Source organism: Stenotrophomonas sp. YJH_SMC_14-1, assembly GCF_059372275.1.
In genome coordinates this window covers 1-13,207 of the sequence record NZ_JCAFVK010000011.1, presented here as the reverse complement: position 1 = coordinate 13,207, position 13,207 = coordinate 1, and the positions used below count along the sequence as shown (strand labels likewise).

The following is a 13,207-nucleotide window of genomic DNA, read 5'->3' as shown; positions in this document are numbered from 1 at the left end:
TCACGTCAGCGCCCGCGTGGATCGGCGATACTCGGGTTCAGGCAACCGCCCGCGAGGAGTCCATGAGCGAACCGGAAAAGCGCATCGCCCTGTTGATCGACGCCGACAATGCGCCGGCCTCGAAGATCGACGAGGTGTTGGCCGAAGTGGCCCGCTATGGGGTGGCCAACGTGCGCCGCGCCTATGGCAACTGGAAGAGCCCGCGACTGAAGGGGTGGGAAGCGGTGCTGCATGAGTATGCGATCCGTCCCATCCAGCAGTTCGCCTACAGCAAGGGCAAGAATGCCTCGGACATGGCGATGGTGATCGATGCCATGGACCTGCTGTACGCACGCAACCTGGATGGCTTTGCCATCGTCTCCAGCGATGCGGACTTCACCCCGATGGTGATGCGCCTGCTGACCGATGGCGTGAAGGTGTACGGTTTCGGCGAGAAGAAAACACCCGAGCCGTTCGTCAACGCGTGCTCGAAATTCACCTACCTGGAAGCACTGGGCCAGACCCACGCCAGCGTGCCGGATACCGAACAGGCCTCCAGCGAACAGGCCTCGAACGAGCCGGTGGCCAACGACGATGCGCGCCCGCGCAAGAGCGGTGCGGAAATGCGTAGCGACACGCGGCTGGTGAAGATGCTGCGCCGCGCGGTGTCCGCGGCCGAGGGCGAGGATGGCTGGTCGCACCTCGGCCCGGTCGGCAGCCAGATCGGCAACCAGGCGTCGTTCGACCCGCGCAACTATGGCTACGGCAAGCTCAGCGATCTGCTGGCCGCGATCGGCCTGTTCGAACTGAAGAAGGATGGCAAGTCGTCCTACGTGCGCGCGCTGCCGAAAAAGAACCGGTAATGCCGGCCGCTGGCCAGCGAGGAACCGGTAGTGCCGGCCGCTGGCCGGCAATTCCCGGACGCCAGATCCCGCATCCGGCATGCACACACCCCGCCCGATCAGGGGTATCGTTGCCGCTCGCATTGCCAGCAAGGAATACCCGCATGTTGAAGATCTGGGGCCGTCGCAATTCCAGCAACGTCCGCAAGGTGCTGTGGTGTGCCGAGGAAATCGGCCTGCCGTACGAGTCCATCGAGGTCGGTGGCAGCCACGGCGGCACGCAGACGCCGGAATACCAGGCGATGAATCCCAATGGCCTGGTACCGGTGATCGAAGACCACGGCCTGCCGCTGTGGGAATCGAACGCCATCGTGCGCTACCTGAGTGCGCGCTACGCGCTGGGCACGCTGTACGCCGAAGACCCGATGGAACGCGCCCAGGCCGAGAAGTGGATGGACTGGAGCACCTCGCGCATGGCGCCGCTGTACACCGACCTGATCTGGGGCATCATGCGCACCGCCCCGGCCGACCGCGACGAAGCGCGGATCAATGCCGCCATCGTGCGCGCCGGCGACTACCTGGCGATGGCCGATGCCACCCTGGCCAAGCAGCCGTGGCTGTCCGGCGAGACATTCGCGATGGGTGACATCCCGCTGGGCTCGCTGATCTATGCCTGGTTCGAACTGCCGATCCAGCGTCCGGAACTGCCGCACCTGGCCGACTGGTACGCCCGTCTTCGCGAGCGCCCCGCCTATCAGCGCGGCGTGATGTCGCCGCTGACGTAAGCGAAAGCGTCCGGGGTCAGAGCCCTTTTCTGCGAAAAGGGATCCGACCCCAGGGCATCGGGGTCGGATCCCACCCGACGGGTGGGCTCTGACCCCTCAATAAAGATCCGTCGGATCCACATCCAGCGACCAGCGCACCTTGCGTGCTTCCGGCAGCGCATACAGCTGCGGTACCAGTTGCGAAAGCACCCCGTGCAGCGGTGGCCGCTGCGCGGCAGACAGCAGCAGCTGGGCGCGCTGGTAACCGGCGCGCCGTGGCATCGGCGCCGGCATGGGTCCATAGGCTTCCACCACGTCCTGCTCGCCCAGCAGCTGTCGCGCTGCCAGCAGGAATGCATTGGCATGCTCCACCTGCTGCGCTTCGGCGCGCATCAGCGCCAGATGCGCGAACGGCGGGAATCCTGCGGCCTGGCGCTGGTTCAACTCGGCCTGCGCGAACGGGTGGTAGCCACCGCTGACCAGGGTTTCCAGCAGTGGGTGCCCCGGGTGATGCGTCTGCAGCCAGACTTCGCCCGGGTCGCGCGCGCGTCCGGCGCGACCGGCGACCTGGATCAGCTGCTGCGCCAGTTTCTCGCTGGCGCGGAAGTCGGCGGAGAACAGGCCTTCGTCGATGCCGGCCACCACCACCAGGGTCAGCTTGGGCAGGTCGTGGCCCTTGGCCAGGATCTGCGTGCCGACCAGGATGCCGGGCTGGTCGCCCAGTTTCGCCAGCTGTTGTTCCAGTGCATCGCGTCGCGACGTGGTGCCGCGGTCGATGCGCACCACCGGGAAGTCGGCGAAGGCGGCGGTGAGATGTTCTTCCAGGCGCTCGGTGCCGATGCCCTGCGGTTGCAGCGCCAGACTCCCGCACGCGGGGCATGCCAGCGGCGCCGGTTGCCGCGCACCGCAGTGATGGCACTGCAGGCGACGACCGCCGCCATGCACGGTCATCGGTGCATCGCAGCGGTTGCATGGCGCGGTCCAGCCGCAGTCGTGGCACAGCAGTACCGGCGCATAGCCACGGCGGTTCTTGAACACCAGCACCTGCTGGCCGCGCTGCAGGTGCTCGCCAATGCCGGCCAGCACGTCGGCCGAGAGGCCGTCATGCAATGGTCGCTTGCGCACATCAAGGATGCGCACGCGCGGTGGCCGCGCATCACCGGCACGCTGCTTCAGGCGCAGGTGGGTGTAGCGCCCGGCATAGGCGTTGTGCAGCGTCTCCAGTGAAGGCGTAGCGCTGCCCAGCAGAACCGGAACGCCCAGCGCCTTGCCCCGGACCAGGGCGAAATCGCGTGCGTGGTAGCGGATGCCATCCTGCTGCTTGTAGCTGCCGTCATGCTCCTCGTCGACGATCAGCAGGCCGGCCTGCGGCAGCGGCGTGAACACCGCCGAGCGGGTGCCGACGATCACCCGTGCCTCGCCGCGCGAAGCCGCCGCCCAGACCCGGGCGCGCTCGTTGTCGTTCAACCCCGAATGCAGTGCATGCACGGCGATGCCGAGGCGGCCGCGGAAGCGTGCCAGGGTCTGCGGGGTGAGGCCGATTTCCGGCACCAGCACCAGCGCCTGCTTGCCTTGGGCCAGGCAGTGGATGATGGCCTGCAGGTAGACCTCGGTCTTGCCGCTGCCGGTTACGCCATCCAGCAGGAACGGTTGGAAGCCCTCGACTGCGTTGATCGCCGCCACGGCCTCTGCCTGCTCCGTGTTGAGGGTGGGGCCAGGCAGTGGCTGCGCGTGCTGCGGAGCGACGCGCAGCGCCACGCGTTCGGCCAGCTCGCGCTTGGCCAGGCTGCGCGCGGCGGTGCGCCAGTCGTCCATGCGTTCGCCCAGCACGTCCTCATCGACGATGGCGTCGGCCAGCAGCTCGGCCAGCTGCCGGGGGCGGCTGCCGGCGCGCAGTTTTTCGCGCTGGGCGCGGCCTTCGGCGGTCAGCTGCCAGCCCCAGTGATGGGTGTCGGGCAGGGCGTCGCCATGGCGCAGCGGGCCCGGCAGGGCGGTGCTCAGCACCTCGCCCAGTGGCGCATGGGTGTAGCGCGCCAGCCACTGCAGGCTGTGCCACAGCTCGCCCTGGAGCAGCGGTTGCGGGTCGCACCAGGCCAAGGCCTGGCGCAGTCCCTGGCCGTCATCGGTCTGGCCGTGCCCCACCACCACGCCGACCAGCTCGCGGTTGCCGAACGGCACCTTCAGGCGGCAGCCGACCGCGACCGTGGGGCCATCGCGCTCTGGTGACAGGTAGTCGAACAGGCGCGGCAGCGGGACGGGCAGGGCGACCTGCAGGGTCGGAATGGGTGAAAGCATCGGGCCAGTGTAACGGGCCATGCGCGCGCGGATGGCAGGGGCCAGAGACTGCCGGGGGGCCTCCGTCGAATCTTAAATGTCACCTAAATATCGGTGTCCATTGGAGATTCAGTCTTATCCACATGTTCTGTGGATAACGTTGTGCGTTACCGGTCGACGGGAACGCAGGAGGCCGATGGCGACGAGCTCACGCTTGGGTTGGTCAAAAAATCGCCACAGTTCAAAGTCATTCAAAATCAACAACTTGAGTGTGAAACATTGCTGAAACAGAGTGAATTCAGCTGGATGCCGCAGTTTTCCCCGAGGCGGGCGTGGTGCTGTGCACAACCTGCAGCACGAAGTGCCTGCGCGCGCAAGTCCTACGGGTGCCGATGGGCTGCCGCTATCATGCCGGCAGACCTTTGGAGTGACCGATGACGGCTGTGCCCGCCCCTGTTTCCTCGACCGCGGCCGGCGCGCTGTCGGCGTTCCTGCGCGGCGTCGAGCGCCGCGCCCTGGTGGTGGCTGAGCTGCAGTGCGGCGATGCCGCGCGAGCCGAGCAGACCCTGGTGGCGGTGATGCGTGCCTTCGCCGCGGTCGCCAGCGACCTGCCGATGGCGCAGTGGCCGACCCGCTTCTGGACCCTGCTGGGCCAGCGCCAGGCGCTGCGCGAGCCGGTGGGCGGCCAGTGGCTGCCGCCCTTGGCCGCGCTGGGCGAAATGGGGCCGCTGCCGCGCTTGGCGCTCCTGCTGCGGGTGGGCGGCAGTCTGGACGAGGGTATCGCCATGCGCGTGCTCGACCAGGACGAAGCGGGCTACCAGCACCTGCTGGCTGATGCCTGCCCCCGTGATGCGCACGGCCAACCCGATGCGTCGGCATGGCGCCAGCTGGCCGAACAGGTGCAGCTGCGCATCCGCGACCTGCCGGCCAAGCGCCTGCAGCAGCTGCAACAGCCGGCTGCGTCGGCCGCCAGCAATGAAGCTCCCGCGACCAGCTGGCGCGCACCGCAGCGCGATGATCGTGCGGCCGCCCAGGGCAAGCGGCGGCGTCCCAATGCCAGGCCGCGCTGGCGCGGCCCGGTGATCCTGCTGGTGACGGTGGCGGTGCTGTTGGCCGCGGCACTGGGCTGGCGCTACTGGCAAGGACATTCATCCGGTAGCGACGCTCCACTGCCGGAAGGGGTAGTGGGCGAAGCTGGCCCGGTCACGGTGGAAGCGCTTCCGCCGAGCAAGGTCAATGCCACGCCGGATGCGACCCCGGCCCAAGCCTCCGACGACGCCATGATGCTGGCCGACCGCGACTATCCGCTGGTGGCCGATGCCGATCTGTATGCCTGGACCGCCGCCGGCGGCCCGTTGCCGGTGGACGAATCGCAATCCAGGCCGAGCCGGCCCGAGCCGGCCAGCGCCACGCTGGAAACCGCTGCCGCCGATGAATAAGACCCTGTTCGCCAGCCTGCTGCTGGCCCTGCCGTTGTCGCTGTCCGCCGCGCCGCAGACCTTGAGCGTGCCGCTGCCGCCGCCAGTGCCGGGCAGTTCACCGGCGGCTCCCGCTCCGGCCACCACAAACACGACGCCCGCTGCGTTCACCCAGCTCGACGCCCAGCAGCAGCGTCAGCGCCGTGCCGACTACGCGGCCTGGCGCGCCCTGCCGGAGAGCGAGCGGGAGCGCATCCGGCAGGCTGCGGCGCGGTTCAATGCGCTGCCGGCGGACCAGCAGCAGCGCCTGCGCGAGCAGTTCCAGGCGCAGGACCAGGCCTTCCGTGAGGGCTGGCGGCTGGGCCCGCAGCTGGGACTGGAGTTCCCCAAGCTGCACGGCCTGTTCGGCTTCGTGCCACCGGAACAGCGCGAGGCCGCGCTGGCCGTGCTGCGCCAGCTCAGCCCAGCGCAGCTGGCCCAACTGACCCTGGTCGCGCAGCGCACGCCACCGCAGGAGCGTGACACGGTGCGAGGCGCGTTCCTCGCCGTGCCGGCCGCCGAGCGCGATGCCTGGCTCAAGCGCCAGGCGGGTCAGTAAACCGGAAGGCGTAGCGTCCAGGGGTAGCGTCGACTGTTGGTCGACTGATCTTCATACTGATCCGCGAAAAATCCGCGCTGCGCGCGGAAGTCGACTGACAGTCGACTCTACAGGGCGGGCGATTTTCCCGGTAACGCGATCGCAACGCGTGATGCCGAGGCCTGCCGGAACCCAGCATTCACGCCATGTCATGGGAATGCGCGCGCTGCGCGCGTAAGATGACCGGCCGCAACCCGGTGCCTGTGCCCTTCGCGCGCAACCGTAGTTCGCGTCAAGCACCTTATGTCTACTGCAACCTCCACGCCGCGCTTCAGCAAGGAAGTCGGCGCCACCGGTCTGCTCGCCCTGCCGCTTGTGCTCGGGCATGTGTCCACCGGTCTGATCTCCTTCGTCGACAACGTCATTGCCGGCCACCACGCCACCGCGACCCTGGCCGCGGTGACCATCGGCACGGCGCTGTTGTGGCTGCCGATGCTGATCCCGATCGGCACCCTGATCTCGCTCACCGCCTCGGTATCGCAGCTGCACGGCGCCGGCCGCGAGCGCGAGATCGGCCCGCTGTTCCGCCAGGCACTGTGGCTGGCGCTGGGGCTGGGGCTGATCATGTTCACCTTCCTCACGGTGGTGCCGCCGCTGCTGCCATCGTTCGGCATCGCGCCGGACATCGTGCCGGGGGCGACCGCGTTCCTGCACGCGGTGCGCTGGGGTGGGCCCGCGCTGACCCTGTACTTCTGCATGCGTTACCTGAGCGAAGGCATGCACTGGACGTTGCCGACCATGCTGCTCGGCTTCGGCGGCCTGCTGGTGCTGGCGCCGATGGGCTACGTGCTGGCCAACGGCAAGCTCGGTTTCCCGGAACTGGGTGCTGAAGGCCTGGGCATCGCTTCGGCGGTGATGATGTGGCTGCAGGCCACGGCGTTTGCCCTCTACCTGTGGCGCACCAAGCGCTTCGCCCACCTGCAGCTGTTCTCGCACTTCGAAGGACCGCGCTGGAAGGCGATCTGGGACCTGCTGCGCACCGGCCTGCCGATCGGCATTACCGTGCTGATGGAAGGCGGCCTGTTCATCGTCACCGCGCTGCTGATCGGCCGCCTGGGTGCGAATGAAGCGGCCGCGCACCAGATCGCGATCAACGTGGCGCAGCTGTGCTTCATGATCCCGATGGGCGTGGCCGAGGCCACCACCGTGCGCGTCGGCCATGCGGTTGGCCGTGGCGATGGCTTCGGCGTACGGCGTGCGGCCTGGGCCGGCTACGCGATCATCATGGGCACGCAGACGCTGTCGGCGGCGGTGCTGCTGTTCGGCCACGATGCCATCGTCGGTGTCTACACCAACGACCTGGCGGTGGCCGGCCTGGCCTCGACCCTGCTGCTGTACGCGGCCACCTTCCAGTTCCCGGATGGCATCCAGGTGCTGTCGGCCGGCGCGCTGCGCGGCCTGAAAGACACCCGCGTGCCGATGTTCATCGCCATGTTCGCTTACTGGGGCCTGGGCATGCCGCTCGGCGCCGGGCTCGGCCTGGGTCTGGGCATGGGCCCGCAGGGCATGTGGATCGGCCTGATCGTTGGCCTGACCGCCGCTGCCATCCTGATGGGCTGGCGCCTGCGCCGCAGCAGCCTGCGCATCGGCCAGTCGATGTTGTCCTGACCTTTGCGCCCGTCATGCCGACCCATGGCGGGCGATCCCCTGACTTGTGTCCGATGCCGCATCACGCGGCACCGGCTATGCTGGTACCACGGCAAGAAGCCATCCGGAGCGTTCCATGAATCAACCCGTGCCCCCGCTGCCCCCGGCGCGTCGCAACCCCGTCGCCAGTTTCTTCATCGGGCTGTGGGACGTCATGAACTTCACCCGCCGGTTGATCCTCAACCTGCTGTTCTTCGGCCTGCTGTTCCTGCTGCTGGTGATGTTCGTCATCGCGGCGGGCATGGGTGCCGGTGCCAGCAAGTCACTGCAGGATCGCACCACCCTGGTGATCGCCCCGGAAGGTCGCCTGGTCGAGCAGTTCAGCGCCGACCCGGTCAGCCGCGCACTGGCCAAGGCGGTGGGCGACAACGGCGCCGAAGAGATCCAGCTGCGCGACCTGCTGCGGGTGATCGAGTCGGCCAAGGAAGACAAGAAGATCGAGCGCGTGGTGCTGGAGCTGGACAAGCTGCAGCCGTCCGGCTTCGCTTCGCTGCGTGAAGTGGCCACCGCGCTGCAGGACCTGCGTGCCTCCGGCAAGCAGCTGGTGGCCTACAGCGAGAGCATGGGCCAGTCGCAGTACCTGCTGGCCGCACAGGCCGACGAGGTCTACCTGGATCCGATGGGGTCGGTGGTGCTCGAGGGCCTGGGCCGCTACCGCCAGTACTTCCGCACCGGCCTGCAGGACAAGCTGGGCGTGGACGTGCACCTGTTCAAGGTGGGCGAGTACAAGTCCGCGGCCGAGCCGTACGTGCTCGATGCGGCCTCGCCGGCCTCCAAGGAAGCCGACCTGTTCTGGATGAACGACGTGTGGCAGCGCTATCTGGCGGACATCGCCAAGGCGCGTCGTCTGGACCCGGCACAGCTGGCCGCCGGCATCGACACGCTGCCGGAAGGCATCGCCGCCGCCGGTGGCGACCTGGCCAAGTTCGCCCTGCAGCAGAAGCTGGTGACCGCGCTGAAGACCCGCGAGGAGTTCGAGGATCTGATGATCGAGCGCGGCGTGGCCGACGACGATGCCGACGGTGGTTTCCGCAACGTCGACTTCGGCACCTACCTGGGCCAGCTCGATGCGCGCCGCAACCCGGTGGACAACCGTCCGCAGGTAGCGGTGGTTGTGGCCGCCGGCGAAATCAGCGGCGGCGATCTCCCGGCCGGCCGCATCGGTGGCGAATCGACCTCGGCGCTGCTGCGTGCCGCGCGTGACGACGAGAACGTGAAGGCGGTGGTGCTGCGCGTGGATTCGCCGGGTGGTGAAGTGTTCGCCTCCGAGCAGATCCGCCGCGAAGTGGTGGCCCTGCAGGCCGCCGGCAAGCCGGTGGTGGTGTCGATGGGCGACCTGGCCGCCTCCGGTGGCTACTGGATCAGCATGAATGCCGATCGCATCTATGCCGATCCGTCGACCATCACCGGTTCGATCGGCATCTTCGGCATGGTGCCGAACTTCAGCCGCGCGCTGGACAAGATCGGCGTGCACACCGATGGTGTCGGCACCACCCGTTTCGCGGGTGCGTTCGATGTCACCCGCCCGATGGATCCGGCCGTGGGCCAGGTCATCCAGTCGGTGATCAACAAGGGTTACGCCGACTTCACCGGTCGCGTCGCCGACGCCCGCAAGAAGCCGGTCGAGGCCGTCGACGAAGTGGCGCGTGGCCGCGTGTGGAGCGGTGCGCAGGCCAAGGAACGTGGCCTGGTCGATGCCTTCGGTGGCCTGAAGGATGCCGTGGCCGATGCCGCCAGCCGTGCCAAGCTGGGCAAGGCTGATGCCTACCGCGTGCGCTACATCGAGAAGGCGGCGACGCCGTTCGCGCAGTTCGTCAGCGGTTTCGCCGGCAGCCGCGCCGGCGCCTGGATGCTGTCCGACTCGGGCATGGCGCGGATGGTGCTGGCGCGCACGATGCCGGAAGTGGATACGCAGCTGCGCTTTGTCGAGAACGCGGCGCGCGAGAAGGGCAACGGCACGCCGGTGAAGGCGCTGGCCTACTGCTTCTGCGGGTTCTGATCGGCAACGGTGACGAATGAAAACGCCCGGCCCTGGCCGGGCGTTTTCGTTGGTGGGAGTCGGATCCCTTTGCCCCGCAAAGGGCTCTGACCCCACAGGTCACTGCGTCGCGTCGGCCTCGGCCTTGCGTTCGCGTGCGGCGGCTTCTTCCACCGCTTTCTGCGCGCCCTTGGCGCGGTCCAGCGGTTCCTGCATCGCACGCGACATCGCTTTGGGCACCGGTGGCTTCTCCGGGTTCGGCGTCGGCGGCCGGTGGCAGGCCACCAGCAGCACGCCGGCCAGCAGGGACGAGAACAGGGTCAGGATGCGCATGGCGGCTCTCCGCAGTGGGCGTACGTGCAGTGTCGCATCCTCGGCAGAGGGCCGCCGTGAGCGCGTATCCTTGCCGCATCGAAATGCAGCGGGCGCGGCCCCGGAGGACACATGACCCAGCAACGGTGGCGCCTGGACGGGCAGACCGCCCTGATCACCGGTGCCAGCGCCGGTATCGGCCTGGCCATCGCGCACGAACTGGCCGGCTTCGGCGCGGACCTGATGATCGTCGGGCGCGATATCGACATGCTGGAGACTGCGCGCGACGAGCTGCTGGACGTGTATCCGCAGATGCAGGTGCACGCGCTGGCCGCCGATGTCTCCGACGACGAGGACCGCCGGCAGATCCTGGACTGGGTGGAAGACCACAGTGATGGCCTGCACATCCTGGTCAACAACGCTGGCGGCAACGTCACCAAGGCGGCCACGGAGTATTCAGAGGACGAATGGCGGAAGATCTTCGAGACCAACCTGTTCTCGGCGTTCGAGCTGTCGCGCTACGCGCATCCGCTGCTGGCTCGCCACGCATCGTCGTCGATCGTCAACGTCGGCAGCGTGTCCGGCCTGACCCATGTGCGCAGCGGCGTGGTCTACGGCATGAGCAAGGCCGCGATGCACCAGATGACCCGCAACCTGGCCGTCGAGTGGGCCGAGGATGGCATCCGGGTCAATGCAGTGGCGCCGTGGTACATCCGCACGCGGCGGACTTCCGGTCCGTTGTCGGACCCGGATTACTACGAGGAAGTGATCAACCGCACGCCGATGCGTCGTATCGGCGAGCCGGAGGAAGTGGCCGCCGCGGTGGGCTTCCTGTGCCTGCCGGCGGCCAGCTATGTCACCGGTGAGTGCATCGCGGTGGATGGCGGCTTCCTGCGTTACGGGTTCTGATCTTTCAGCGGGTAGTGCCGGCCGCTGGCCGGCAACTGCAATCATCTGAAGATCCTGTGGTTGCCGGCCAGCGGCCGGCACTACCGGGTGGCGGTCACCCCGGTACCGGGCAGTTGCTGGCCTCCAACACCGCCTGCAGCCGCTCGCGTTCACCGCGCGCGGTATCGCGGTTTTCCGGTGCGGCGAAGCGTTCACGGCCGCGGGCATCACGGAAGCGCTGCTGCCAGCTGCCGCATCGCTGTGCTTCGGGAAGTTCCTCGCAGCGGTCGCGTACGACTTCGCAGCCGGCCGCGTTCATCGGCGTGACCCCGCCCAGGCCCTGCACCGTCATCGGTTCGCAGCGACCAGGTGATGCCTCGTACTCGTGCAGATAACCACCGCCCTGTCCGTCGGTGCACTGGAAGATCGGGGGAAGCGGCGGCTTCGGTGGACCGTTGCCTGCTTCGGCACGGGCATCGGCATCACGGCGCAGGGTCGCACTGTCGAGAATCTGGTTGGCACCTTCGCGTTCAACCATTCCCGCTTCCATGATGGTGCGTCCTTCGTCCGCGCGTCGTGGTTTCGCTGGGGCCGCAGGGGCAACGGCCGGTCCGGCCGGCACCGGCGCGGGTGTTTCGACGGGGGTGGGTGCAGGTTCCGCAGCCACAGGTGCAGCGGCAGCCGGCTGCGGGTTGGCCGGGCCGGGCACGCGCAGCACCTGCTGCTTGCTGCCGGTGGGGCACGGCGTGCGCTGCAGGGTAGGGACGTCACTACTGCTGGAGGTGCAGCGGTAGATCACGCCCTCTTCGGCCAACGCGCTTCCGGGCAGCAGCGCCAGAAGCAACCAGATCAGTCTGTTCATGCTCACAGCGTACAGGCTGCGCTCAACGCTGGCAGTCGCGTGACAGGCGCGCGTCGATGCCACGCTGTTCGTTGTTGATGGCGGTGCGCTCGCTCTGCAATGCGCTGTTGTAGCGACGGTCCAGTTCCCAGCGGCGGTCGCGCAGGCGCGCACAGACCTCCTGTGGCGGCAGCGCGTGGCAGCTGTCGCGCACCAGCACGCTGCCGGCCGGGGCCTGCACGCCTACGCCGACGGCGGGCGGCCGGTAACCGGCGCCCTCGCCGACGGGCGGACCGATCGGTGTGCCGATGGCCGGGCGCGGACCCGGGTACGATGGGCCCCGATGCCCGTGTGGCAGCCAGACGCTGGTCCACAACGGCACCCAACGCGGATTGCCCTCGTTGCTGTCGCTGGTATAGCGCTGGCCATCGTCGCGCACGCATTCGTACAGCGGCTGCGGCGGCTGGATGTAGACGTGGCGGACCTCGCGGTCACGCATCACCGGAGATTCGTCCGGCGGTGCGGGGGCCGCATCGCTGCGCACCACCTGCGGCGCTGGATCGCGCGGGCGCTGCAGGTCGCGGACTTCCTGGCGGCCGCTGTTGCAGGGCCTGTCCTGCAGGGCCACGCCGCCGTTGCTGGCGACGCAGCGGTAGACCCGCACGTCCTCGGCCGCCGGTGCCGTCGATGGCAGCAGCAGGCACAGGCCCAAAGCGGTGCGCAGCAGGTTCATGACGGCAGGGTGCGCGATTGTCCGGGGCAGCGCAATCGGCCGCTCAGGAGCGCAGCACGTTGCCGCTGAGCGCGTCGCGGATCGGGGTGGGCTGGGCCAGGCCGCCGGTTTCGCCATCCAGGATGCCATCAAGCAGGCGCAGCAGGCGGGGATCCAGTTCTTCGCGGCGGCGCGCCGGTGGTTCGCCGGCCAGGTTGGCGCTGGTGGAGACCAGCGGGCCTCCCCAGGCACGGCAGAGTTCGGCCACCAGCGGGTGGGCGCTGATGCGCACGGCGATGCCGCTGTGCTCCCCGGTGACCCACGGCTGGGCACGGGGTCCGGCCGGCAGGATCCAGGTGTTGGCGCCGGGCCAGCTGGCCAGCACCGCGCGCTGGCGTGCGTCCGGCAGGGCCTGCAGGCGCACCCAGCCTTCCAGCTGCGCCAGATCGGCCGCGACCAGAATCATGCCTTTTTCGATCGGGCGCTGTTTCAGTCGCAGCACCATGTGCACCGCCGCCTCGTGCGAAGGGTCACAGCCCAGGCCCCAGACCGCTTCGGTCGGGTAGGCGATCACGCCGCCCGCGCGGAGCGTGGCGACAGCAGAGTCCAGGGTGAGTTCTTTCATGGCGGCGACCGGCCCGGCGTGGGCCTTCATTATCCCCCTGCTGTGTGCAGAAGGGGTGGACCCTGGCACCCGGTAGTGCCGGCCGCTGGCCGGCATCTGATGCTTCTGGGGTTGCCGGCCAGCGGCCGGCACTGCCCCTCATCCACGCTTGGCGTGGATCTTATCTCTTGCCAATCTGGCACCTTGGGTGCCGAGAGCCCGGCGTGGGCGACCGTGTGGATCCAGGTCTTGCGACCGAGAAGTAGCTTGGGTCCCCACGCCGGATTCTCCCTGAACCGCCCGAACAGTTG

The 13,207-nt window shown here is 68.5% G+C and carries 12 protein-coding genes; 7 read left to right on the top strand and 5 right to left on the bottom strand.

All coding sequences use genetic code 11. The annotated features are described in order from the left end of the window. Positions 1 to 62 precede the first annotated feature (62 nt). Both AC5P9P_RS18410 and AC5P9P_RS18405 read left to right on the top strand, forming a co-directional pair. Entirely contained in the window at positions 63 to 842 is a 780-nt protein-coding gene (locus AC5P9P_RS18410; RefSeq protein WP_005411210.1) for an NYN domain-containing protein, read from the top strand. A 143-nt stretch (positions 843 to 985) separates the two neighbouring features. Further along, complete coding sequence (locus tag AC5P9P_RS18405; protein ID WP_005414615.1) at positions 986 to 1,606, top strand: glutathione S-transferase family protein; 621 nt, start codon at positions 986 to 988, stop codon at positions 1,604 to 1,606. Positions 1,607 to 1,702: 96 nt separating this feature from the next. On the opposite strand, the gene AC5P9P_RS18400 is transcribed toward AC5P9P_RS18405, so the two are convergent. Then, complete coding sequence (locus tag AC5P9P_RS18400) at positions 1,703 to 3,880, bottom strand: primosomal protein N' (protein WP_111173501.1); 2,178 nt, start codon at positions 3,878 to 3,880, stop codon at positions 1,703 to 1,705. A gap of 413 nt (positions 3,881 to 4,293) precedes the next feature. On the opposite strand from AC5P9P_RS18400, the gene AC5P9P_RS18395 reads away from it, so the two are divergent. The 4 genes from AC5P9P_RS18395 to sppA all read left to right on the top strand — a co-directional run bounded on the left by AC5P9P_RS18395 (position 4,294) and on the right by sppA (position 9,560). Then, positions 4,294 to 5,298, top strand: coding sequence for a hypothetical protein (locus AC5P9P_RS18395; RefSeq protein ID WP_033835255.1), 1,005 nt, complete (start codon positions 4,294 to 4,296; stop codon positions 5,296 to 5,298). Continuing rightward, a complete protein-coding gene (locus AC5P9P_RS18390) occupies positions 5,291 to 5,875 on the top strand; it encodes a DUF3106 domain-containing protein (protein WP_005414612.1) in 585 nt (194 codons plus the stop codon). The genes AC5P9P_RS18395 and AC5P9P_RS18390 overlap by 8 nt, the downstream gene beginning before the upstream one ends. A gap of 282 nt (positions 5,876 to 6,157) precedes the next feature. Continuing rightward, positions 6,158 to 7,522, top strand: a complete 1,365-nt coding sequence (locus AC5P9P_RS18385) for an MATE family efflux transporter (RefSeq protein ID WP_005414611.1) — start codon at positions 6,158 to 6,160, stop codon at positions 7,520 to 7,522. A 115-nt stretch (positions 7,523 to 7,637) separates the two neighbouring features. Next, positions 7,638 to 9,560, top strand: a complete 1,923-nt coding sequence (sppA, locus tag AC5P9P_RS18380) for a signal peptide peptidase SppA (protein WP_005411204.1) — start codon at positions 7,638 to 7,640, stop codon at positions 9,558 to 9,560. Positions 9,561 to 9,659: 99 nt separating this feature from the next. Here the strand turns inward: sppA and AC5P9P_RS18375 are convergent, their stop codons facing one another. Beyond that, positions 9,660 to 9,872: a hypothetical protein gene (locus AC5P9P_RS18375; RefSeq protein ID WP_049430228.1), complete on the bottom strand. Its 213-nt coding sequence runs from the start codon at positions 9,870 to 9,872 to the stop codon at positions 9,660 to 9,662. 111 nt (positions 9,873 to 9,983) lie between these two features. Here AC5P9P_RS18375 and AC5P9P_RS18370 point away from each other — a divergent pair, with 111 nt between their 5' ends. Continuing rightward, positions 9,984 to 10,760: an SDR family oxidoreductase gene (locus AC5P9P_RS18370; protein WP_005411202.1), complete on the top strand. Its 777-nt coding sequence runs from the start codon at positions 9,984 to 9,986 to the stop codon at positions 10,758 to 10,760. A 94-nt stretch (positions 10,761 to 10,854) separates the two neighbouring features. Here AC5P9P_RS18370 and AC5P9P_RS18365 read toward each other — a convergent pair whose 3' ends face one another. Genes AC5P9P_RS18365 through tsaC form a run of 3 tightly spaced genes read right to left on the bottom strand, consistent with a single transcriptional unit; the run spans position 10,855 to position 12,947 of the window. Next, on the bottom strand, positions 10,855 to 11,601 hold the full coding sequence (locus AC5P9P_RS18365; protein ID WP_033835253.1) for a hypothetical protein: 747 nt from the start codon (positions 11,599 to 11,601) through the stop codon (positions 10,855 to 10,857). Positions 11,602 to 11,623: 22 nt separating this feature from the next. Continuing rightward, positions 11,624 to 12,313 (bottom strand): DUF4124 domain-containing protein, encoded by a 690-nt coding sequence (locus AC5P9P_RS18360; protein WP_033835252.1) that lies wholly within the window; start codon positions 12,311 to 12,313, stop codon positions 11,624 to 11,626. Between the two features lie 43 nt (positions 12,314 to 12,356). Next, complete coding sequence (tsaC, locus tag AC5P9P_RS18355; RefSeq protein WP_005411199.1) at positions 12,357 to 12,947, bottom strand: L-threonylcarbamoyladenylate synthase type 1 TsaC; 591 nt, start codon at positions 12,945 to 12,947, stop codon at positions 12,357 to 12,359. Positions 12,948 to 13,207 lie beyond the last annotated feature (260 nt).

Excerpts from the sequence above, each read along its gene's own strand:
- AC5P9P_RS18375 (WP_049430228.1), bottom strand. The coding sequence starts at position 9,872 with ATGCGCATCCTGACCCTGTTCTCGTCCCTGCTGGCCGGCGTGCTGCTG.
- AC5P9P_RS18400 (WP_111173501.1), bottom strand. The coding sequence starts at position 3,880 with ATGCTTTCACCCATTCCGACCCTGCAGGTCGCCCTGCCCGTCCCGCTG.
- AC5P9P_RS18405 (WP_005414615.1), top strand. The coding sequence starts at position 986 with ATGTTGAAGATCTGGGGCCGTCGCAATTCCAGCAACGTCCGCAAGGTG.
- AC5P9P_RS18360 (WP_033835252.1), bottom strand. The coding sequence starts at position 12,313 with ATGAACCTGCTGCGCACCGCTTTGGGCCTGTGCCTGCTGCTGCCATCG.
- AC5P9P_RS18395 (WP_033835255.1), top strand. The coding sequence starts at position 4,294 with ATGACGGCTGTGCCCGCCCCTGTTTCCTCGACCGCGGCCGGCGCGCTG.
- sppA (WP_005411204.1), top strand. The coding sequence starts at position 7,638 with ATGAATCAACCCGTGCCCCCGCTGCCCCCGGCGCGTCGCAACCCCGTC.
- AC5P9P_RS18365 (WP_033835253.1), bottom strand. The coding sequence starts at position 11,601 with ATGAACAGACTGATCTGGTTGCTTCTGGCGCTGCTGCCCGGAAGCGCG.
- AC5P9P_RS18370 (WP_005411202.1), top strand. The coding sequence starts at position 9,984 with ATGACCCAGCAACGGTGGCGCCTGGACGGGCAGACCGCCCTGATCACC.
- AC5P9P_RS18410 (WP_005411210.1), top strand. The coding sequence starts at position 63 with ATGAGCGAACCGGAAAAGCGCATCGCCCTGTTGATCGACGCCGACAAT.
- AC5P9P_RS18390 (WP_005414612.1), top strand. The coding sequence starts at position 5,291 with ATGAATAAGACCCTGTTCGCCAGCCTGCTGCTGGCCCTGCCGTTGTCG.
- AC5P9P_RS18385 (WP_005414611.1), top strand. The coding sequence starts at position 6,158 with ATGTCTACTGCAACCTCCACGCCGCGCTTCAGCAAGGAAGTCGGCGCC.
- tsaC (WP_005411199.1), bottom strand. The coding sequence starts at position 12,947 with ATGAAGGCCCACGCCGGGCCGGTCGCCGCCATGAAAGAACTCACCCTG.